We start from the raw sequence: 21,507 nt of genomic DNA on the forward strand, positions 1-21,507 counted from the left end.
GCGGATCAGGCAGGGAATCGCCCCTGTAACTCGTTGCTAGTGGAACAACCTGCCCGTTCGGGTATATGCCTAAACAATACGCACCGCGAATCTCCCCCTTGGGTGGCAACGCGGTCATCAGTTCAACAGAGAGCGAAAAGGATCATTCGCATGAAATATCTGTCCCGCAGCCTGCTGGCCGTTTCGGCGCTGGCTTTGACAACCGCCGTGGCCGAAGCAAAGACCTTTGTCTATTGCTCGGAAGCCTCGCCCGAGGGGTTCGATCCCTCGCCCTATACCGCAGGCACGACCTTCGACGCCTCGGCCCACCCGATCTATAACCGCCTGACCGAGTTCAAGAAGGGCACGACCGAGGTCGAGCCCGGCCTGGCAGAAAGCTGGGACGTGTCCGAGGATGGCACGGAATACACGTTCCATCTGCGCGAGGGCGTGAAATGGCAGTCGAATGACCGCTTCACCCCGACCCGCGATTTCAACGCCGATGACGTGGTCTTCTCGTTCGAGCGTCAGGGCGACCCCGACCATCCGTGGCACCAGTATATCCCCGGCATCACCTACGAATACTATACCTCGATGGACATGCCGAACCTGGTGAAGTCGGTCGAGAAGATCGACGAGTACACCGTCAAGATCACGCTGAACCAGCCCGAAGCACCGTTCCTGGCCAACATCGCCATGCCCTTCGCGTCCATCGTCAGCAAGGAATATGCCGACACGCTGGAAGAGGCGGGCGCCAAGGAAGACCTGAACAACCTGCCGATCGGCACCGGTCCGTTCAAGTTCGTCGCCTACCAGAAGGACGCGGTCATCCGTTACCAGAAGAACGCCGATTACTGGGGCGACGCACCGATGATCGACGATCTGGTCTTCGCGATCACGCCCGATTCCTCGGTTCGTCTGCAGAAGCTGAAGGCCGGTGAATGCCACCTGATGCCCTATCCTTCGCCGGCCGACCTGGAATCGATCCGTTCGGATGACAGCCTGAAACTGGACGAACAGCCCGGCCTGAACGTGGGCTATCTGGCCTACAACACCACGGTCGAACCCTTCGACAATCCGAAGGTCCGCAAGGCGCTGAACATGGCCATCAACAAGGAGGCCATCATCGACGCGGTGTTCCAGGGCGCAGCCGAACCCGCCAAGAACCCGATCCCGCCTACCATGTGGTCCTATAACGACAGCATCGAGGACGATCCCTACGATCCCGAGGCGGCCAAGGCCATGCTGGAGGAAGAGGGCGTCACCGATCTGTCGATGAACATCTGGGCGATGCCCGTTCAGCGTCCCTACATGCCCAACGCCCGCCGCACGGCCGAGTTGATGCAGGAAGACCTGTCCAAGGTCGGCGTCAGCGCGAATATCGTCTCTTACGAATGGGGCGAGTATCTGGCCAAGTCGATGGAGGCCGGTCGTGACGGCGCGGTGATCCTGGGCTGGACCGGCGACAACGGCGACCCGGACAACTTCCTGTCGGTTCTGCTGTCCTGCGATTCCGCCAAGGAAGGCGGCGCGAACCGCGCGTTCTGGTGCAATGAGGAATTCTCCGATCTGCTGCAGCAGGCCAAGGTGACCGCAGATCAGGCAGAACGGACCGACCTGTATGAACAGGCGCAGGTCATCTTCAAGGAACAGGCCCCGTGGCTGACCATCGCGCATTCGACCCAGTATGTGCCGATGTCGACCAAGGTGTCGGGCTTCAAGATGAGCCCGCTTGGCGATTTCACCTTCGAGGACGTGGATCTGGCTGAATAAGCCCGCCCGCGTTACATTGGTCGACAGACGAACGCGCGGGCCACACACCCGCGCGTTCTCAAAGGAAAGAGGCACATGGTCCGTTTCCTCCTCTCAAAACTGCTGTATCTGATCCCGACCTTCCTGGGGATCACCATCATCGCCTTCGGCTTCGTCCGCATCCTGCCGGGCGATCCGGTGCTGCTGATGGCCGGCGAACGCGGCGTCTCGCCCGAACGTCACGCCGAACTCAGCGCACAGCTTGGCTTCGACAAGCCGGTGGTGATGCAGTATCTCGATTTTCTCTGGCGCTTGCTGCACGGGGATTTAGGCAACTCGCTGGTCACCAAGAAACCGGTCCTGACCGAGTTCATGGCGTTGTTTCCGGCGACCCTGGAACTGGGGCTATGCGCAATTCTGATCGCCACGCTGGTCGGCGTTCCGGTCGGCGTCCTGGCCGCGATCAAGCGCGGCAGCTGGTTCGATCAGGTCTCGATGACCACCGCGCTGGTCGGGTTTTCGATGCCGATCTTCTGGTGGGGCCTGCTGCTGATCATCTTCTTTTCCGGCTTTCTTGGCTGGACGCCGGTCTCGGGCCGGATCAGCCTGATGTATTTCTTTCCGCAGGTGACCGGCTTCATGCTGATCGACAGCCTGCTGTCGGGACAGGAGGGCGCCTTCATGTCGGCGGTCAGTCACCTGATCCTGCCTTCGGTCGTGCTGGCGACGATTCCGCTGGCCGTGATCGCACGCCAGACACGGTCGGCCATGCTGGAGGTGATGGGCGAGGACTATGTCCGCACCGCGCGGGCCAAGGGCATGCCCTCGCGCCGGGTGATCGGTGTCCACGCGCTGCGCAACGCGATGATCCCGGTGGTGACCACCATCGGTCTGCAGATCGGCGTGCTGATGGCAGGCGCGATCCTGACCGAGACGATCTTCAGCTGGCCGGGCATCGGCAAATGGATGATCGATTCGATCTCGCGGCGTGACTATCCGGTGGTGCAATCCGGTCTGCTGCTGATCGCGGGCATGGTCATGATCGTCAACCTGCTGGTCGATCTGACCTATGGCCTTATCAACCCGAGGATCCGCGCGTCATGAGCAATACCGCAGAACTTTCGACTGCCGCGATCCGCCGCCAGATGCTGACCGAGTTCTGGTTCTATTTCCGCCAGAACCGCGGTGCCGTCGCCGGTCTGTTCGTCTTCATCCTGCTGGTGCTGACCGCTGTCTTCGCGTCTGTTCTGGCACCGCATGATCCAACCGCCCAATACCGGGACGCACTGCTGTTGCCGCCCGTCTGGCAGGAAGGCGGTCGGGCCGAGTTCCTGCTGGGAACCGATGCTGTGGGCAGGGACATGCTGTCGCGCCTGATCTTCGGGGCGCAGTATTCGCTGTTCATCGGTATCGTCGTCGTCTCGATCGCCCTGTTCGGTGGCATCTTCATCGGTCTGATCGCGGGCTTCTTCCGTGGCTGGGTCGATGCGCTGATCATGCGGGTGATGGACGTGATCCTGGCTTTCCCATCGCTGTTGCTGGCGCTTGTGCTGGTCGCGGTCCTTGGGCCGGGTCTGACCAACGCGATGATCGCCATCGCCATCGTCTATCAGCCGCATTTCGCGCGCCTGACCCGCGCCGCCGTGATGGGCGAGATGCGGCGTGAATATGTCACCGCCGCCCGCGTGGCCGGTGCCGGAAACATCCGGTTGATGTTCAAGACCATCCTGCCCAACTGTCTTGCACCGCTGATCGTGCAGGCCACGCTGTCGTTTTCGGCGGCGGTGCTGGATTCGGCGGCCTTGGGCTTTCTGGGCATGGGCGCGCAGCCGCCCGCGCCGGAATGGGGCACGATGCTGGCCGAGGCGCGCGAATTCATCCTGCGCGCATGGTGGGTCGTGACATTCCCCGGTCTGGCGATCCTTGTCTCGGTTCTGGCGATCAACATGATGGGCGACGGTCTTCGCGACGCGCTTGATCCGAAACTGAAGCGGAGCTGAGCCATGGCATTGCTGACCATCCGAAACCTGACCGTCAAGTTCGCGACGGCCACCGGCAGCTTCACCGCCGTGGACGGCATCGACGTGTCCGTGGACCGCAGCGAGGTTCTGGCCATCGTGGGCGAATCCGGGTCGGGCAAGTCGGTGTCGATGCTGGCGGTGATGGGGCTGCTGCCCGACACCGCCACCGTCACCGCCGACGAGATGACCTATGACGGCCAGGACATGCTGGCCATGACCACAGCGCAGCGGCGCCGCCTGATCGGGCGCGAGATCACGATGATCTTCCAGGAACCCGTCGCCTCGCTGAACCCGTCCTTCACGGTCGGCTTCCAGATCGAAGAGGTGCTGCGCATCAATCTGGGCCTGTCGGGCAAGGCAGCCCGCGAACGCGCGCTGGACCTGTTCCGGTCCGTCGGCATTCCAGAGCCCGAAGAAAAGCTGAAATCCTATCCGCACCAGATGTCGGGCGGGCAGTGTCAGCGGGTGATGATCGCCATCGCCATCGCCAGCAACCCCCGATTGCTGATCGCGGACGAGCCGACGACGGCGCTGGACGTGACCATCCAGAAGCAGATCCTGGATCTGCTGATGAGCCTGCAAGAGGATTACGGCATGGGCCTGATCCTGATCACCCATGATATGGGCGTCGTGGCCGAAACCGCCGACCGCGTCGTGGTGCAATACAAGGGTCGCAAGATGGAAGAGGCTGACGTTCTCAGCCTGTTCGAGAATCCGCAAAGCACCTATACCCGCGCGCTGCTGTCGGCACTGCCCGAGCATGCGACCGGCGACCGTCTGCCCACCGTGGCGGACTTTTTCCAAGAGGAGGCCGTGCGATGACCCCTGTCGTCGAAGGACGCGCCATCGTTCAGGACTATCACGTTCCGGGCAGCATGATGCGCCGCGCCAAGACCGTTCGCGCGGTCAAGGGGATCGATTTCAGTGTCCAGAAGGGCAAGACGCTGGCCATTGTCGGTGAATCCGGATCCGGCAAATCGACGCTGGCGCGGATCGTTGCGCTGATCGACGCGCCTTCGGGCGGTGAATTGCTGATCGACGGACATCCCGTGGACATCGCCGCGAAACGGCCAGGCCCGGAAATGCGGTCCAAGGTTCAGATGGTGTTTCAGAACCCCTATGGCAGCCTGAACCCGCGCCAGAAGATCGGCGACGTGCTGACCGAGCCGCTGATCATCAACACCGACACCCCCGCCGCAGAGCGCCGCGACCGCGCCAAGGCGATGTTGCAGAAGGTCGGGCTGATGCCCGAACACTACAACCGCTATCCGCACATGTTCTCGGGCGGGCAGCGGCAGCGGATCGCGATCGCGCGGGCGCTGATGCTGAATCCGTCACTGCTGGTGCTGGATGAACCCGTCTCGGCGCTGGACCTGTCGGTCCAGGCGCAGGTCCTGAACCTGCTGGCAGATCTGCAGGACGAGATGGGCCTGACCTACGTGTTCGTCAGCCACGATCTGTCGGTCGTGCGCTATATCGCCGACGAGGTGATGGTGATTTCAAAGGGCGAGGCCGTCGAACAGACGTCGCGCGATCAGATTTTTTCCAATCCGACGCACCCCTATACGCAACAGCTTTTCGCGGCGACGCCGGTGACCGATCTCGATGCGATCCGGGCCCGCGTGACCCGCCGAAAGGCCGCGCGCGAGGCAGCAGCGGTCTGAACCTTGTCGCCGAACGGCGGCTGCTGCTGCCGGACGCGCAAGCGCCGCCCCGTCGGGGCGGCGCCCAAGACACGCGGTCCGTCGCATGCCGCAGATCTGTTGCAGCGCTGCGGAAACCGTTTTCGGTCGCGCGCATGGCAGGCAGAATTCACACATTCGGCGACGGCCACGCGATCCTCTCCATGCGACCGGACGCGGGCCTAGCACTGCCCCAGCATCCAGCGGCGCGAGGTCGGCGGTGCGGCCTTCTTGCAAAGATTGCATCCGCAGCTTGGCAGATGCGACCGCTTGACGACCTTCGGTTCGCAGGACGTCGCCTCGGCGCGGTTCTCGGCCCGGCGCAAGGCGCTGGACAGGGTGCTGATCTGCGGCAGGGCCGGCAGCACCGGGCTGGCGGCGCCGCAGCAGGGGCATTCCAGACCCGACAGGCTGTTTGCATAGCTGACAAGGCCTGTGAAGACGCCGTGATCGGGGCATTGAAAGTCATAGACCGGCATGGCGGATCTCCTTACATCAGTCCGTCGAGAAGCAGGAAGCCGGGCAGCCAGCCGGTGACGATACCGGCAAGCAAAGTGACCCAGGCGGTTTGTCGCAGGATCGGTCGTCCCAACGCCAGCAGCAGGAAATACATGAACCACAGCACGCCCCAGATCAGCCAGTTGCCGGCAAGCCAGACCTCGGTCATCGACTGGGCTCCGGATATGCCGCGCAGGAACACGGGGACGGTGGTGATGGCGACGAACAGGCTGAACCAGCCCAGCCCGCGCCCGTCCACGGCGACCAGGCGATTATAGGCCACCCACAGATAGGTGGTGGCAAACATCAGCGTCAGCGCAGCCGCGCGCACGCTTTGGATCTCGGCATCCGTGCCGAACGCGCCCTGGATGACGACACCCACCGCGACCAGACCCGAGACGATGTTGATGACCACGATCTCGCGGTCCTGGATGCGATCCATGAGCCATAGCCCGTTGAGAAACAGCACCGCACCCACATAAAACAGAAGAAATCCAAGCAACATGACGCATGGCTCCGTGTTGGGGCCCCGCCCCCAAAGGGACGGGGCGAAGGGGGCTGTCAGCTTGTTCGCGCGACCGAGACTTCGGGGACGGATCGTTTCGGCCCGTCTGCGTTGGGTCGGATGTCGAAGTCGAAGATCGCGGTCGGTATCGCCAGCGTCGCGCAGGCGTTGGGAATATCGACGATCCCGGCGATGCGTCCCTCGACCGGGGCGGTGCCCAGGATCATGTAGGCCTGTTCGCCCGAATAGCCGAACTTCTTGAGATACTCGATCGCGTTCAGGCAGGCCCGGCGATAGGCCACATGCGCATCCAGATAATACTGCTCGCCGGTATGTTCATCGACCGAGATGCCTTCGAAGATCAGGTAGTCGTCGAAATGCGGGTCGATGGGCGAGGGGCGGAAGATCGGGTTGGTGACGCCGTATTTCGACATTCCATCCTTGATGATGTCCACCTTGATGTCGATCCATCCAGCCATCTCGATGGCGCCGCAGAAGGTGATTTCACCGTCGCCCTGGCTGAAATGGATGTCGCCCATCGAAAGCCCGCCGCCCTTCACATAGACGGGGAAATAGACCTTGGATCCACGCGACAGGTTCTTGATGTCGCAATTGCCGCCATGTTCGCGGGGCGGCACGGTGCGCCACGCCTCTTTCGCGGCGGCCTCGGCCGTGCTGCCCGACATCTGACCCATCAGCGCGGTCGACGGGTCTGGCGGGCAGGCCAGCGGCGGAACGCGGTCGGGGTCGGTGGCGATCAGTGCCGCCTCGCGCCGGTTCGCTTCGGCCAGCAGCTTGTGGTCGGGCAGGCAGCCGATCAGGCCGGGATGGATCAGGCCGGGATAGCGCACGCCGGGGACATGGCGCGAGCGGGCATAGATCCCTTCGAAATCCCAGCAGGACTTGACCGCTTCGGGGTAATGCTCGGTCAGGAAGCCGCCGCCATTCTCCTTGGCGAACAGCGCGTTGAAGCCCCAGCGGGAATCGTCCTTGGCGCCGATGTCCAGGATGTCCACGACCAGCAGATCGCCCGGCTCGGCGCCCTCGAACGCGAAGGGGCCGGAAAGATAGTGGACGCGCGTCAGATCGACATCCCGGATGTCGTTGGCACTTTCATTGTTGCCGACCTGCCCGCCGGTCCAGTCATAGCATTCGACACGCAGCACCTCTCCGGTCTTGAAGGTCTCGACCATCGGAATGTCCGGGTGCCAACGGTTATGTGTCTTGATGGCGGCCTCTTCGGGCGCCTTGCTCAGATCCACCTCGAATACGGTCTTTGGCATCTCATCCTCCCTGTTTCGGGCGGCCGGTGCCATGCGTGGCCGGCCGATCCTCGGGATCAGCCTGCCCGCTTCATGTAATCGTCATACATGCCGAACGGATCAGTTTTGTAATTTTGTGTAATCAAGAAATTACAATCGATTGCACGGATTCTGACGGTTTCGACAATTCACAGGACGCGACAACACGGCTAGTCTTTCGGTCAGCCGCGCATGGCTCATGCGGCGATGATCGGTCCTGCTGCAATGGGCGGGTCAACCGCGCGGCGATCCGGGGGCAGGAGATGACGATCACGAACGCGACGGGCGGTGATGGCGGCGGGCCGCGATCCAGCGGCGGGTTTCCCGGCCTGGAGCCCGCGCCGCGCAGCTATCAATCCTGGGTCGCCGACGAAACCATCGAGGATTATGCGCTGCGCTATGCCCCGGCCAGCCACCGCCGCTGGACGCCCGCGACGATCACCCATACAGCCCTGGGCGGGATCTCGTTCCTGGCGCTTGAGGCGATCGGGGCTGCGCTGACGATATCCTGGGGCGTTCAGACCACCGTGATCGCGGTGTTGCTGGTGTCGGTCTTCATCTTCGTCACCAGCCTGCCCATCGCCTATCACGTCGCGCGCGCCAACGTGGATCTGGACCTGCTGACCCGTGGCGCGGGCTTCGGCTATATCGGGTCGATCATCACCTCGCTGATCTATGCCACCTACACGATCATCTTCTTTGCGCTGGAAGGCGTGATCATCGCGCAGGCGCTTCTGGTCTGTTTCGGCCTGCCGCTGCCTGTCGGATACCTGTTGTCGGCCCTGGTGGTCCTGCCGGTCGCGTCCAGGGGCATGACCGCTATATCCCGCTTTCAGGTGGCCACCCAGTTGCCGTGGATCGTGCTGGCGCTGCTGCCTTTCGCGGCGATCGCGTGGGCCGATCCCGATGCCGCATCGCGCTGGCTGGCCGCGCCCGGCCCGGAACTGAGCCTGCTGTCGCTTGGCGCGGCGGTCGGGGTGCTGTGCGCGCTGACCCTGCAGATTGGCGAGCAGGTCGATTACCTGCGTTTTCTGCCGCCTCGCGAGACGACGACGCGCCTGCGCTGGTGGGGTGCGCTGATCCTGGCCGGGCCGGGCTGGATCCTGGTTGGCGGCACCAAGATCCTGATGGGCAGCTTCCTGGCATGGCTGGCCATCGGGAACGGCGTGGCGAACGAAGCCGCGGTCGAGCCGATCAGCATGTTCTGGCACGCCTATGAATATCTGTTCGGGCCGCAGACGGCATTGTTGGTGGCGACGGCCTATGTGCTGGTCGCGCAGATCAAGATCAATGTGACCAACGCCTATGCGGGATCGTTGGCGCAGTCGAATTTCCTGCTGCGGGTCATGCGCTATCATCCCGGCCGTCTGGTATGGCTGCTGATGCATGTCGCGATCAGCCTGACTCTGATGATGATGGGGGTCTTTTCGACGCTCGAGGCGGTGCTGGCCATCTATGCCAACCTGGCGCTGGCATGGCTGGGGGCGCTGTTTGCGGATCTGGCGATCCTGAAACCGCTTCGGCTAAGCCCCTCTCATCTGGAATTCCGGCGTGCCTATCTGCCCGATCTGAATCCGGTCGGTTGCGGTGGAATGGCCGTCGGCGGTCTGGCCGGGCTGGCGTTGTATCTGGGCGGCGGGGGGCCGCTGCTGCAGGCCTGGTCGGCGCCGATCGCATCGCTGGTCGCGCTGGTCGTGGCGACGGCGATCGGGGTGTTCCGACGCGGCAAGGGCTATATCGCGCGCCCGCCAAGCGATCTGGGGACGGGCCAGCAACATGCCTGCGCGATCTGTAGCCACAGCTATGCGACACCGGACATGGCCTATTGCACGTTCTATGAACGGCCGATCTGTTCGCTGTGCTGCAGTCTTGAACCGCATTGTCGGGATTTCTGCAAAAGGTCGCGTCCGGCCGGGACCGAGATGTCGCAATCCGAGGATGGCGCGGTCCGCCTGCATCGCGTGTCGCCGCGACTTTGGCCTCGGATCTGGCAGGTGGTCGCCATGTTCCTGCTGCTGATGGCGCTGGCGGGGTGCCTGTATCTGGCGGCACGATACATGTCGGTCTGGCTGCGCAGCCCCGAACAGACGGTTTCCTTCTTCCTGGCCGCGGCGCCGCTGATGGCGCTGCTGGCCTTCTGGGCGGTGCTGGCGAACGAGCGGCGCCGCCTGACCGAAGAAAACCTGCTGGATGCCTTGCGGCGTCTGGGTTCGACCCAGCGCGAACTGGCGATCCGCCAGCGTCTTGCGGCCGTGGGCGAGGTCGCCGCGATGATCAGCCACGAGTTGCGCAACCCCCTTGGCACGATCACCAGCTCGGTCGAGGTGCTGTCGCGCAGCCCCGGACTTGGCGCCGAGGCGGAAGAGGATGTCGCCCGCATCCGGCGCAATATCGGGCGTTGCAGCAGGATCATCGACATCCTCCTGGATTTCGCCCGACAGGGGGCGCACGAAACCGTCTCGGTCGAGATGCAGGGCTGGCTTGCTGCGCTGGTGGCGGAACATCCCGAACGTGCGGTGATCACGCTTGAGGTGCAGCCCGGCATGATGCTGCGCTGCGATCCCGCGCGTCTGCAATTCGCGATCCGCAACCTCATCGAGAATGCCTGGCAGGCAGCCGAGGGCGAGGCCGGCCAGACGCGTGGCACCGCCATCGTGCTGCGCGCCTTTCGCGAGCCCGGGCGCGCGATCATCGAGGTCGAAGACAATGGCGCGGGACTGCCGCCCGAAATCAGCGCACGGGCCTTTGACCCGCTGGTGACGACCAAGGCGGCGGGGGTCGGCCTTGGTCTGCCGCTGGTCAGGCGGGTCGCGCAGATGCATGGTGGCGACGCCTGGATCGAACGCACCGGACCGGGCGGAACATCCATGAGACTGAGCATCGTCGAACAGCCATGAATTCCGTCGCCGCCCCAAGGCATATCCTGATCGTGGATGACGATCCCGATTTCGCGACCGCGACCTCCAGGGCGCTGGCCCTTGAAGGGATCGTTTGCCGGATCGCCCATGACGGTGCTGCGGCGATGGCCGCGCTGGCCGATGGCCAGATCGAGATCGTGCTGCTGGACATCCGGATCGGCCCAGAGGACGGAACCGAACTGGCCGCCAGGATGCGGGGTGCCGCGCCCGGACTGATCCTGGTGCTGATGACCGCATATGCCTCGGTGGACAGCGCCGTCGCGGCGCTGAAGGCGGGGGCATATGACTATCTCCGCAAGCCCTTCTTTCTGGATGAGCTGATGCAATCGCTGGACCGCTGTTTCCAGCTTGCCGATCTGCGTCGCGGAAAGGCGCGCGCCGAACGCGAGCTTGTCCAGATCCGGCAGCTTGAGACGACCTCGCGCCTTGCCGCCGGCCTGTCCCATGATTTCCGCAACATGCTGGCCGTCATTCAGGCGAACCTGTTGGCGCTTGACGAAAGGCTGCACAAGGCGGACGCTCTGAAACCCTATGCGCAGGACGCGCTTGAGGCCGTGCAGACCGCCGAGACGCTGGTCGCGCGGCTGCTGGGATTTGCCCGTGCCCGGCCGGTGTCGGGCCCGCCCGTCGATCTGCGGTCCCTGGTTTCGGGACCTGCCGACATGCTGCGCCGCAGCCTGTGTGCGGAAATGACGCTGACGGTCGGTTTGCCCGATCAGCCGCTGCTGGCGCCGGTCAATCCCGGCCAGATGGAGACCGCGGTGGTCAATCTTCTGATCAACGCGCGTGACGCGACCGGCGGTACCGGGTCCGCCACCATCGTGCTGGAACATGTCTGGCGCGGCAGCGACTATGCCCGGCTGACGGTGCAGGATGACGGCAGGGGGCTTGGCCCCGATGCACTGGAACACGCGCTGGAGCCGATGTTCACCACCAAGCCCGACGGCACGGGACTTGGTCTGCCGATGATCCAGCAGATGGCGCTGATGGGTGGCGGTGATTTTCGTCTGGTCAACGCCGCTGGCGGCGGGGCGCGCGCAATTCTCGAGTTGCCGTGCCTGAAGCCTGGTCAGGGCTCGGGCGAGAACATGTAGCCGGTGCCGCGAATGGTGCGGATGCGGCGCGGGTTCGGCCCCGTATCGCCGATCTTGCGGCGCAGCTTGGCGATCATCATGTCAATCGACCGATCATAGGGCGACCAAGCCCTGCCCGCCGTCAGATCCAGAAGCTGATCGCGGCTCAGCGCGCGACCGGGACGCTGCGCCAGCGCACTGAGCAGATTGAACTCATGGGTGGTCAGCGGCATCGGGATCCCATCCGGGCGCTGCAGGGTGCGCGCGCCCAGGTCCAGAACATAGCCGTCGAACGTGACGCTGCGGCCGGGGGGCGCGGCCCGGTCCGCATCATCGGCGGGGGCACGCTCGTCCGGCAGACGTCGCAGCACCGCCCGGACCCGGGCCAGCAATTCGCGTGGCTCGAAGGGTTTGACCAGAAAATCATCCGCCCCGATCTCCAGCGCCACGATGCGGTCCAGCGCCTCTTGCCGGGCGGACAGGAAGATGATCCCCATGTCCTTGCTGCGGCCAAGCTTGCGGGCCAGCGCATAGCCGTCGTCACGTCCGGGCAGTCCGATATCCAGAACGACGACGTCGAACCGCCTTTCGGCCAGTGCTAGCTGCATTCCGGTCCCGTCAGAGGCGGTCCGCGCGACGAATCCCTGATCGGTGAAGTATCGTTGCAGGAACGCGCTGAGACGTGCGTCGTCCTCGACGAAAAGGATATGCAGCGGTTGCTGCGGGACAACGCTGACGCTTGAATGATCTGTCATCTCGGCCTGTCGAACATGATGCTTGCCGCCGGCGGAAGCCGGGCTGCGCAAGCGCAGGGCTTGGCCGATACTAGCCGGGCGCCGGCCTGTTTGCCACAGTCGCGATCGCTGCCTGAGAAGGCGCTTCGAAAAAATAAAATCCTGTCCTGCATCCAAACGCGCGCCTCTTCGAGTCTTCAGGACATGAAGGCTGCGGAAAGACCGCGGCCAAGCCCTCGAAAGGACATATCATGTTCAAGAATATTCCTTTGCTGACCGCAACGGCGATCGTCGCCGTATCCGCAACCGGCGCAATGGCAGAAATGAAGGCCGGCACGATGGCCATCGGCCTTTCCGGCGACAAGACCCTGCATCATATCGATGCGGCGACCGCGACTGTCAAAGCCACGATGGATGTCGAGGGTGTGGACAAGCTTCTGGGCGTCGATCTGCGTCCTGCGACCGGGCAGTTGATCGGCGTTACCGACGCTTTCGAGATCGTCGAAATCGATCCGGAAACGGGCGCGGCCACGGTGATCTCGACCATGGATACCGAACTGCCGATCGAGGGCGATGCGCCGGTGATCGTGGATTTCAATCCCATGGCTGACAAGCTGCGCTTCATGTCGGGCACCACAAATCATCGGGTGGACATCGAAAGCGGCGCTGTCACGGTTGACGGCTCGCTGGAATTCGAAGCCGAGGACATGCATGCGGGCGAAGCCCCGGCCATCGTTGCTGCTGCCTATATCAATTCCCACGGCAAGCCGGAATCGACCGCGATGTATGACATCGACAGCACCATTGTCGCGCTGATCCAGCAGACCTCGCCGAACGATGGGACACTGGCCGCCATCGGCAAGCTGGGGATCGACGGTGCAGGAAGCTATGCCTTCGACATCGCGACCGACGCCGAGGGCGCGAACACGGCGTGGCTTGCCGCGGGCGGAAAGCTGCACACCGTGTCGCTTGAGGACGGCAGCGTGCAGGAAAGCTGGGATATCCAGGACTCCGACGGCGCGGAACTGCGCGACATCACGTTCATGACCGCAATGTAACTGTTCAAGAGTGTTCGGCTGGCGCGGCGCGGTACTGCGCGCCAGCCACTCGCGGTAATGTTATCTCGGGCGGGTCGCGTCGCGCGGTCGCACCCGGACCAGACGGGTTTGACAGATCGCCCGATGCGCCTTAGCCGTGTCACGAACGTAATCAGCATGGCGGGGAAGGCAGGCCATTTCGTGACCGATCATGCATCCTTGCTGAAGGCCTGTGCTGACGGCGACAAATCCGCGCTGCAACAGTTGATGCTGGCCGAAGGCGGGCGAATGCTGGGCGTGGCAAGGCGCATGTTGCGTCGCGCAGATCTTGCCGAAGACGCGCTGCAGGAAAGTCTGGTGCTGATCTGGCGAAAGGCCCATCAGTTCGACGAAACCCGCGGCAGTGCGAAGGGCTGGGTCTATGCGATCCTTCGCAATCGTTGCCTGACGATGCTGCGCCGCGAAGATCGCGAAGTCCCGGTATCGCCGGGCACACTGGGCGAGGTTCTGGACGAGACGACGCACCAGACCATTCTGGACGAGGCCTTCGAAAGGCTGGGGACGACATCTGACCTGCGGCAATGCCTTCAGTCGTTGGAGCCCGGAACGCGCCGCGCCATCCTGTCGTCCTACGTGTTGGGTTACAGCCACGGAGAGATTGCGGGACATCTGGGTGCGCCGCTGGGTTCGGTAAAGTCATGGGTACGACGGGGTCTGTTGAAGCTGAGGGAGTGTCTGTCATGACGGACCGATCTCTTGACCTGCTGATTGATGAGGTCGTCCTTGGCCTGGCCGGGGACGCCGATATCGCGCGCCTCGATGAACTGGCGCGCCAGGACCCCGATATTGCCGCCCGGCTTGAACAGGCGCGGCAGCGGTTCGGGGCGCTGGATGACACGGCCGATGTCCTGTCCTTGCCGGACGGGCTTTGGGCGCGGGTCGAGGCGCGGCTGGACGCGCCGGAGCAGCATGTTGCCGAAGCGAAAACCGCGCCGGACAACCTGATCGACCTCGACACGTTGCGGCAATCCGTTGGCCGTTGGCGCCGTGCCGCGCTTGGGGGTCTGGCCGCCGCGATGCTTCTGGCCGTGGTTCTGGGCTGGTCGGTGCTGTCGCAACCCGGACCGGTCGTTGTCGCCGTGCTGCTGGACGACCGGGGCGAGGCGATCGCGCTGGTCGAAGGCGGTCGTGACAACACCACCCGGATCACGCTGCTGGAGCGGCCTGACATGCCGTCCAATCAGGTGATGCAGGTCTGGACCAAGCCTGATGACGACGGTCCACCGGTGTCGCTGGGGCTGCTTTCGACGGGACGTTCGGATACGCTGACCATCGAGGGTCTGCCGACGCCGTCGCCACGGCAGCTTTACGAAATCACCCTGGAACCTGCAGGCGGATCGCCGACGAACTTGCCCACCGGGCCGATTTTCGGCAAGGGGCTGGCCAAGGCGCCCGTGACCTGACCACGGATTTTATGCCGCAGAGACGGTCGGTCAGCGGTGCGTCCCGGCAGGGTCAAATGTCTGGAATTCGGGATCGGTCTGTGACCGCAGCCCCCAGGCCGGGATCTTCAGCGGCAGAACCCAGGGATCGGTGCCGAACAGGGCCCAGTCGGTTTGCGCAAGGTCGGCCGCCGGGTCGATGAAGACCTGGCACGGGCGGCCATTCAGGGATTTGCAGATCTCGGCATTGACCGAAACATCGTGGCCCTGCTGACGCCACAGATCGGCCAGATGGTCCGCGAATTGATCGATCAGGTCAGGTCGGACCAGCATCTTGTCGGCCTGGCGCCAGGTCAGGAAATATTCGGGATCGACGCGCCAACTGTCGCCGGTGGCACGGTCGGTGACGACGAAACTGCCGACGGCCTGCCGGTCATAGATCCGCATCCGCCAGGAAAAACGTTGGCCGTCGCCGCTCCACCGGATTTCGGAATTGAAGGCCGCGCCGCGGACCGGCAGCACGATCTGGACCACCAGCCAAAGCGCCGCGGCCATCAGCGCGATGTGCGGCAGGGAAATCGTCCGATCCGAACGGTCGGAGGCGGCATCGTCCGGCTGCCCGCCGGTCACGCGGCGCAGCAGGACGGCGGGCCAGTCGGGGGAAAAGAAGATCGTGCTGGCGGCGATGGTCAGCCAGGGGAAGATCCCGATATTGAAGAACCACGCATTCGCACCGTGAAACGCGCAATAGATCAGGAAGACCGGCAGTCGGGTTCGCCGCCACAGCAGTAGGGGCGCGCCAAGGACATGCAGCGCGATGACACCCCAGCTTGCGGCAAGAATGATCCAGTCCATCTGGAACATCGGCGCCAGCCACATCCCTTCGGTGCGCGCCCGCAACCACAGACCCAGCGGCTGACCCTGCAACCAGTCCGGCGTCAGCTTGACCACTCCCGCATAGATCAGCACGATTTCGGTCTGCGCGCGCAGCATGAAGACCGACAGATAGGGAACCCGCCGGTCCCGGCGCGGTGCCGACCAGGCATCCAGCGACCACACCCGTGCCGCGGGCACGCAGCACAGGATCATCGCGTATAGAAGAACCAGGTAGAAATGGTTCAGATACTCGGCCGCATCCAGCAGGAAGAAATAGGCGAAGACCAGCGTGAAGACGATGATCGCCAGCCGATAGAACAGGCCCAGCATCACGAACAGCGCGGCGGTTCCCATGACCAGCCATGCCAGTTCCAGCCATGCCTCGGGCAGCGGGCGGATCCAGGCAAACCCCGGATAGTGGAAATGGAAATCGGGCGCGATCCAATAGCGCCAGATCCGGTCGTCGCGGATGAAGCGCCAGCAATCCCACATCATCAGCGCGCCGAAGGCGATGCGAAACACCGCCAGGGAATAGGCGGGCCGGGCACGGCCAAGATGCGCGATCATCCCTCGGGTCGGCGTGACGGTCATGGGCGCGTCCTTCTGGTTCTGCATTCGTGACTGGAATTACGCGGCAAGCTGGTGCGTTATTCCACCGACCCGCCTGAAGGAGCCGGAATGACCGAGGGGCTGAGGATCTATTATGACGGCGACTGCCCTTTCTGCAGTGCCTATATGCGCATGCTGAATTTGCGGGACGCGGTCGGAACGGTCGACCTGATCGATGCCAGGTCGGACGATCCGCGCCTGCGCGGCATCGTCGCGGCGGGGTTCGATCTGGACGAAGGAATCGTGGTGGACCATGGCGGACGGCTGCTGCATGGCGCCGAGGCGATGCAGCTTCTGTCGGTCCTGTCACGCAAGGGCGGCATCCTGCGTGCGATCATGCGATCGCCGCGCCGTGCTGCGCTGGCCTATCCGGTTCTGAAGGCGGGGCGTCGATTGTCCCTGATGGCGCTGCGTCGCGGTCGGCTGCGCTAGGCCGGCGCCCGAACGAAAGATGCCGGTGCCACATTCGTGGCACCGGCATGTCACGGCATCAACCGACGTCTCAGTCGTCATCATCGTTGCGGTCGCGGCCACCGTCGTCATCATCATCGTCGTCGCGATGGAATGCCCGCCCGCCCCGGCGAAAGCCGTCGTCGTCATCATCGTCGCGGTCTGCGCGGACGACATGGCGATGCCCGCCATAGCCATCGCGCAGCACCGAATGGCCGATATTGCCTTCCAGAATGCGGAACAGCACCCGGTCCAGATTGTCGTCGCCGGCATGGCTGGCGGTTGGCAGGGCGATACCGGCGGTCAGCGCCGCAATCGTCAGGATCCTGATGGTCTTCATCTTCGCCTCCGTTTTTCGGTTCGCGGTCCTTGTCGACCGCGTCCTGTTTACGCGGAGGGTGATGAGATTATTCCAAGGCCTTCCGTTCTTCTTCAGGGGTCAGCGGAGCACCCAGCCCGGCATCGGCCAGAAACGCATCCAGTGACGCGATCTCGCCCGAGGCCGGGACATATCCATCCGAGGCGGTGATCGTCTCGGCATAGCGGGCTTGCCAGCCAGACTCGGTGCGGCAGGCGATCCGGATCGACATGTCGGTGCCCGCGCGGGTTTCGTATTCGCGGCAGAGCTCGCCCGTGCGGGTGCGATAGGACGCGATCATGGTCAGGTCCTGTCCGTTCCCCAGATTGCCCGTCTCGCCCGATGGCAGGCTTGTCAGCGCAGCCAGATGATCCGATGGCAGATCCATGCCTGGGCCACCTGCCTGCCACCACAATCCCAATCCGATCACCGCTGCCGCCAGACCTGCCGCCAATGCCGTCAGCGGACGGCGGTTTTCGTTCGCGGGCACCGGCGGAACGGGCGCGGTGTGCTGTGCGCCCGTCGCCTGCCTGATACGCGCGATCAACGCATCATCCGTGGCCCGCGTCGAAGATGCTGTCGCCTCTTGCTGCAGCACGCGGCGCGTTTCGGTGAAAAGATGCAGGCGTTCCTGCAACGCCGGATCGGCGTTAACTGCCGCGCGAACACGGTCGGCCCGGTCGGCGGGCAACTGCTTGTCGGCCAGCGCCATCAGTGTCTCGTCTGTAATCTGCATCTGCGGGTCCTTGGCCATCCACCACTCCTTGACGGAACTACGCCGCGCCGGTCATTTTATTCCCAGCCTTGCGGCCAGCGCCAGCCTTGCGCGGGAAAGTCTGCTCATGACGGTGCCCCTTGGGATGTCCAGCACCTCGGCCGCCTCGGCATAGCTGAGTTCCTGAACGCAGACGAGGATAAGGACTTCCTGCTGATCGGGCGGCAGGTCCGTCATCGCCGCTGCGGTCGTGCGCAGCATCAGCCGGGCCTCGATCGCGGGTTGCGTGTCGGTCGGCAAGGCTTCGGGCGTGTCGAAGACATCGACTTCGGTGCCCCGCGTGCGCTGACGGCGGGTGGTGTCGATGAAGGCGTTTCGCATGATCCGGAACAGCCAGGGGTCCAGCCGCGCGGCCGGGTCATAGCTGTCGGCGGCCGTCAGTGCGCGCTCGACGGTGATCTGCAGCAGATCGTCGGCCTGATCGGACCTGCGGGCCAGCGACAGCGCATAGCGTCTGAGGGCTGGCAGGCGTTCGATCAGGGCTTCGCCAAAGGCCGGGTTCATGGCAACCTCCGCCGTGGGGAAAAATGCTGCGGCATGGGGAATACGGTCCGGTGGCCGGGCGTATTCGACGGAACCCCGAAGAAAAGAGATGCTCTGATGCGTAGACCTGTCATCTTCCTATTGCTCTTCGCGATGATGCTGGCGTTTCAGCCGCAGGCACGGGACGGTTCCCTGTCGCTGATCGCCACCGCATTTGCCGATGACGACGATGACGACGACCGCGACGCGGATGACGACGACGATGACGATGACGGGCCGCGCGTCCGGCGCCGGGTCCGTGCGGCCCCTCCACCCGCGCCGCTGCCCCAGCGCGCCCAGAACGAGGTGCTGGCCCGCGGCCTGAGCGACGACGGGCTGTCGGCGCTGCTGGCGCAGGATTTCGAGGCGATCGAGGTCAGCACATTGTCCAGCGGCGCGTTGCTTGCGCGGTTGCGCAAGCCTGCGGCGCTGACGATGAACCAGGCCCTGCAGGCTGTGCGCGACGTCGCCTCGGCGGAAGGGTCCGACTTCAACCATTTCTATCGATCCGAGCAGGCCGACGAATGCCGCGGGATCGACTGTCCTGCACGGCAGATGATCAACTGGCCCGTTGCGATGCCCGGATGTGGCCCGCTGCCGCGGCTGGGCATGGTCGATACCGGGCTGAACGCCGAACACGATGCGCTGGCCGGCGCGCGGATCAAGCAGCTTCGAAACAGGGACGGCCGCAAGAAATCCGATCTGTTGCACGGGACCGCGGTCGCGGCCCTGCTGGTCGGGGCCGCCGACAGCCGCGCCCCCGGCCTTGTGCCCGGCGCGGAACTTGTCGCCGTCGACGCGTTTCATCGCGCGGGCAAGGATCAGCGCAGCGACGCCTATTCGCTGATCCGCGCGCTGGACCGGCTGGCTGAACAGGGGGTACGGATCGTCAATCTTTCGCTTGCGGGACCGGCAAACGCCGCGCTGAAGGCGCAGGTGGCGCAGATGGAAGATGCAGGCATCCTGCTGATTGCGGCGGCCGGCAATACCGGTCCGGCCGCGCCCCCCGCCTATCCCGCAGCATATCCCCGCGTCGTCGCGGTGACAGCCATCGACCGGCGCGGTCAGGTCTATCGACGGGCGGCGCGCGGCGAGCATATCGATCTGGCCGCGCCGGGCGTCGATGTCTGGACGGCAGCCTCGATCAGCGGGGCGCGCACCAAGACGGGAACATCCTATGCCGCGCCCTTTGTGACTGCGGCGGCCGCGCTGATGTTGCAGGCCGATCCGACGATCGGCAATGGCCGGCTTCGCAAACGTCTTCTCGAGGGGGCGCGTGATCTGGGTGCGAAGGGACGTGACCCGATCTTCGGTGCCGGTCTGGTCATGCCGCCGGCCACATGCCGCTGACCGCGGACGTTTCGCAAAAAAGACTGCGGCCCCCGGAATAGATGCGGCGGCCACGCGTAAACCACGCAGAGACCGGCCGGTGCTGACGACAATCCGCCGAGCCGGCTCATCGATGGACGTCCGAGGCTTCGGGCGATGGCGCCCTGCCATCGCGATGGGGTCATCAGCCAAGACACAACACAAGGATTTGGGAACATGCCTGTATTTCGTGGGAACGACGACGACAATCGCATCATCGGCACGCGGCTTGACGATCTGATCTATGGCCGGTCCGGGGATGATGCCCTGAAAGGTGGTATCGGTCGCGACACCATAGATGGCGGCGAGGGCAATGATCGTATCTGGTCCGGCCCCGGCAATGACACTGTCGTTGCGGCATCGGGCAATGACAGCATCGCGTCTGGTTGGGGCAACGACCGCATTCTGGCGGGCGAAGGAAATGACTACGTCTCGGCAGGCGGCGGATCGGACCGGGTGTCCGCCGCCTCCGGCAACGATACGGTTCGCGCCGGTGGAGGGCATGACAAGGTTTTCGGCGGCGAGGGGAATGACCGCATTGCTGGTCAGTGGGGCAATGACAGCCTGATCGGCGGCGAGGGCGACGACGTGCTGCATGGGGGTATGGGCAACGACCTTATGGCCGGCGGCGAGGGCAGTGACCGGTTCATCTTCAATCACGGCCGTGATCGGATCACCGATTTCGAGAATGACGAGGACGAGATCGACGTATCCGCCTTTGGCCGCTTCGGCAGTTTCTCGGATGTCCGCGCGGCTGCCAGCCAGTCCGGTTCGGATGTGGTGATCGCCGTCGGAAATCATCGACTGTTCATCGAGGATTACAGGCTGTCGCAGATGGATTCCGACGATTTCATCTGGTGAAGTGCCTGCACGGGGCGGCGCGGGGCGGGATGATATCCCGCCCCTTTTCGGTGCCCGCATGCGGGGTAGATTACTGCCCAAGACGATAGCCGGCACCGCGCACCGTGTGAATCAGGGGGGCCTCGTCCGGGCCGTCGATCTTGGTCCGCAGGTAGCGGATATAGACATCGACCACCTTCGATCCGGGGTCGAAGCCATAGCCCCAGTTGTTGTTCAGGATCTGCGTGCGGCTGAGCACCGCGCCCGGATGTTCCATCAGATATCGCAGCAGGCCGAATTCCTTTGCCGTCAACTCGATCGCGCGTCCCGCGCGCGTCACCTGGCGCGTCGTCGGGTCCAGCATCAGATCGGCGACCTGAAGGACCGGATCGAAGCGGATATCGGGGGCGCGTCGCAGCAGCGCCTCGACCCGCGCGACCAGTTCGTCGAAGGCAAAGGGCTTGGTCAGATAGTCATCTGCGCCCGCGTTCAGCCCCTCGATCTTGTCGCCAAGCGCATCCTTGGCGGTCAGCATCAGCACGCGCGAGGGGATCGCCTCGCTGCGCATCTGCCGGCAGATCGTGACGCCGTCGAAATCGGGCAGCATCCGGTCAAGAATGACCAGCGGATATTCGGCCTTGCGCATCATCGACATGGCGCTTTGACCATCTCCCGCGATATCCAGCGTATGTCCCTCGGCCTTCAGGCCGCGGGTGACGAAGCTGGCGATACGGGGGTCGTCTTCGACAAGCAGGATCTTGGCCATC

General features: G+C 64.0%; 22 protein-coding genes. 13 read left to right on the plus strand and 9 right to left on the minus strand.

What is annotated here, in order from left to right; genetic code table 11:
- Positions 1 to 150 precede the first annotated feature (150 nt).
- The 5 genes from J7359_RS11580 to J7359_RS11600 all read left to right on the plus strand — a co-directional run bounded on the left by J7359_RS11580 (position 151) and on the right by J7359_RS11600 (position 5,416).
- Positions 151 to 1,752, plus strand: coding sequence for an ABC transporter substrate-binding protein (locus tag J7359_RS11580; protein ID WP_209056803.1), 1,602 nt, complete (start codon positions 151 to 153; stop codon positions 1,750 to 1,752).
- 75 nt (positions 1,753 to 1,827) lie between these two features.
- Complete coding sequence (locus J7359_RS11585) at positions 1,828 to 2,835, plus strand: ABC transporter permease subunit (protein ID WP_209056804.1); 1,008 nt, start codon at positions 1,828 to 1,830, stop codon at positions 2,833 to 2,835.
- Positions 2,832 to 3,731 carry an ABC transporter permease subunit gene (locus J7359_RS11590; protein ID WP_209056805.1) on the plus strand — a complete coding sequence of 300 codons (900 nt, stop codon included), beginning with the start codon at positions 2,832 to 2,834 and terminating at the stop codon, positions 3,729 to 3,731. Before J7359_RS11585 ends, J7359_RS11590 begins: the two co-directional genes overlap by 4 nt.
- 3 nt (positions 3,732 to 3,734) lie before the next feature.
- Positions 3,735 to 4,574 carry an ABC transporter ATP-binding protein gene (locus J7359_RS11595; RefSeq protein WP_209056806.1) on the plus strand — a complete coding sequence of 280 codons (840 nt, stop codon included), beginning with the start codon at positions 3,735 to 3,737 and terminating at the stop codon, positions 4,572 to 4,574.
- A complete protein-coding gene (locus tag J7359_RS11600; RefSeq protein ID WP_209056807.1) occupies positions 4,571 to 5,416 on the plus strand; it encodes an ATP-binding cassette domain-containing protein in 846 nt (281 codons plus the stop codon). The genes J7359_RS11595 and J7359_RS11600 overlap by 4 nt, the downstream gene beginning before the upstream one ends.
- A gap of 200 nt (positions 5,417 to 5,616) precedes the next feature.
- Here the strand turns inward: J7359_RS11600 and J7359_RS11605 are convergent, their stop codons facing one another.
- The 3 genes from J7359_RS11605 to fmdA are packed head-to-tail and all read right to left on the minus strand — an operon-like array spanning position 5,617 to position 7,720.
- Positions 5,617 to 5,913 (minus strand): hypothetical protein, encoded by a 297-nt coding sequence (locus J7359_RS11605; RefSeq protein ID WP_209056808.1) that lies wholly within the window; start codon positions 5,911 to 5,913, stop codon positions 5,617 to 5,619.
- Between the two features lie 11 nt (positions 5,914 to 5,924).
- Positions 5,925 to 6,437 (minus strand): AmiS/UreI family transporter, encoded by a 513-nt coding sequence (locus J7359_RS11610; protein WP_209056809.1) that lies wholly within the window; start codon positions 6,435 to 6,437, stop codon positions 5,925 to 5,927.
- Between the two features lie 56 nt (positions 6,438 to 6,493).
- Entirely contained in the window at positions 6,494 to 7,720 is a 1,227-nt protein-coding gene (gene fmdA / locus J7359_RS11615; protein WP_209056810.1) for a formamidase, read from the minus strand.
- A 281-nt stretch (positions 7,721 to 8,001) separates the two neighbouring features.
- Between fmdA and J7359_RS11620 the strand changes: the two genes are divergently transcribed.
- On the plus strand, positions 8,002 to 10,635 hold the full coding sequence (locus J7359_RS11620) for an ATP-binding protein (RefSeq protein ID WP_209056811.1): 2,634 nt from the start codon (positions 8,002 to 8,004) through the stop codon (positions 10,633 to 10,635).
- Entirely contained in the window at positions 10,632 to 11,750 is a 1,119-nt protein-coding gene (locus J7359_RS11625) for a response regulator (protein ID WP_209056812.1), read from the plus strand. Before J7359_RS11620 ends, J7359_RS11625 begins: the two co-directional genes overlap by 4 nt.
- Here J7359_RS11625 and J7359_RS11630 read toward each other — a convergent pair.
- Positions 11,726 to 12,484, minus strand: coding sequence for a response regulator (locus J7359_RS11630; protein ID WP_209056813.1), 759 nt, complete (start codon positions 12,482 to 12,484; stop codon positions 11,726 to 11,728). The two genes, J7359_RS11625 and J7359_RS11630, sit on opposite strands and share 25 nt — an antisense overlap.
- Before the next feature lie 230 nt (positions 12,485 to 12,714).
- On the opposite strand from J7359_RS11630, the gene J7359_RS11635 reads away from it, so the two are divergent.
- The 3 genes from J7359_RS11635 to J7359_RS11645 all read left to right on the plus strand — a co-directional run bounded on the left by J7359_RS11635 (position 12,715) and on the right by J7359_RS11645 (position 14,963).
- Positions 12,715 to 13,521, plus strand: coding sequence for a DUF4394 domain-containing protein (locus tag J7359_RS11635; RefSeq protein WP_209056814.1), 807 nt, complete (start codon positions 12,715 to 12,717; stop codon positions 13,519 to 13,521).
- Between the two features lie 156 nt (positions 13,522 to 13,677).
- Positions 13,678 to 14,244 carry a sigma-70 family RNA polymerase sigma factor gene (locus J7359_RS11640; RefSeq protein ID WP_247740348.1) on the plus strand — a complete coding sequence of 189 codons (567 nt, stop codon included), beginning with the start codon at positions 13,678 to 13,680 and terminating at the stop codon, positions 14,242 to 14,244.
- Positions 14,241 to 14,963, plus strand: a complete 723-nt coding sequence (locus J7359_RS11645; protein ID WP_209056815.1) for an anti-sigma factor — start codon at positions 14,241 to 14,243, stop codon at positions 14,961 to 14,963. The genes J7359_RS11640 and J7359_RS11645 overlap by 4 nt, the downstream gene beginning before the upstream one ends.
- Before the next feature lie 30 nt (positions 14,964 to 14,993).
- Here the strand turns inward: J7359_RS11645 and J7359_RS11650 are convergent, their stop codons facing one another.
- Positions 14,994 to 16,433: an HTTM domain-containing protein gene (locus tag J7359_RS11650; RefSeq protein WP_209056816.1), complete on the minus strand. Its 1,440-nt coding sequence runs from the start codon at positions 16,431 to 16,433 to the stop codon at positions 14,994 to 14,996.
- Positions 16,434 to 16,496: 63 nt separating this feature from the next.
- Here J7359_RS11650 and J7359_RS11655 point away from each other — a divergent pair, with 63 nt between their 5' ends.
- Complete coding sequence (locus J7359_RS11655) at positions 16,497 to 16,859, plus strand: DCC1-like thiol-disulfide oxidoreductase family protein (RefSeq protein WP_209056817.1); 363 nt, start codon at positions 16,497 to 16,499, stop codon at positions 16,857 to 16,859.
- A gap of 70 nt (positions 16,860 to 16,929) precedes the next feature.
- Here J7359_RS11655 and J7359_RS11660 read toward each other — a convergent pair whose 3' ends face one another.
- From J7359_RS11660 to J7359_RS11670, 3 genes are all read right to left on the minus strand, one after another.
- Complete coding sequence (locus J7359_RS11660) at positions 16,930 to 17,217, minus strand: hypothetical protein (protein ID WP_209056818.1); 288 nt, start codon at positions 17,215 to 17,217, stop codon at positions 16,930 to 16,932.
- A 67-nt stretch (positions 17,218 to 17,284) separates the two neighbouring features.
- The gene (locus tag J7359_RS11665) at positions 17,285 to 17,989 is read right to left on the minus strand and encodes a hypothetical protein (protein WP_209056819.1); all 705 of its coding nucleotides are present in this window, start codon (positions 17,987 to 17,989) and stop codon (positions 17,285 to 17,287) included.
- A 33-nt stretch (positions 17,990 to 18,022) separates the two neighbouring features.
- Complete coding sequence (locus tag J7359_RS11670; RefSeq protein WP_209056820.1) at positions 18,023 to 18,514, minus strand: RNA polymerase sigma factor; 492 nt, start codon at positions 18,512 to 18,514, stop codon at positions 18,023 to 18,025.
- A 96-nt stretch (positions 18,515 to 18,610) separates the two neighbouring features.
- Between J7359_RS11670 and J7359_RS11675 the strand changes: the two genes are divergently transcribed.
- Both J7359_RS11675 and J7359_RS11680 read left to right on the plus strand, forming a co-directional pair.
- The gene (locus tag J7359_RS11675; RefSeq protein ID WP_209056821.1) at positions 18,611 to 19,882 is read left to right on the plus strand and encodes a S8 family serine peptidase; all 1,272 of its coding nucleotides are present in this window, start codon (positions 18,611 to 18,613) and stop codon (positions 19,880 to 19,882) included.
- A 195-nt stretch (positions 19,883 to 20,077) separates the two neighbouring features.
- Positions 20,078 to 20,761, plus strand: coding sequence for a calcium-binding protein (locus J7359_RS11680; protein ID WP_209056822.1), 684 nt, complete (start codon positions 20,078 to 20,080; stop codon positions 20,759 to 20,761).
- Positions 20,762 to 20,831: 70 nt separating this feature from the next.
- On the opposite strand, the gene J7359_RS11685 is transcribed toward J7359_RS11680, so the two are convergent.
- Positions 20,832 to 21,506, minus strand: a complete 675-nt coding sequence (locus J7359_RS11685) for a response regulator transcription factor (protein ID WP_209056823.1) — start codon at positions 21,504 to 21,506, stop codon at positions 20,832 to 20,834.
- Between the last annotated feature and the right edge of the window lies 1 nt (position 21,507).

Origin of the sequence: Paracoccus sp. R12_2 (genome assembly GCF_017744015.1) — a bacterium.
Classification (GTDB): Bacteria; Pseudomonadota; Alphaproteobacteria; order Rhodobacterales; family Rhodobacteraceae; genus Paracoccus.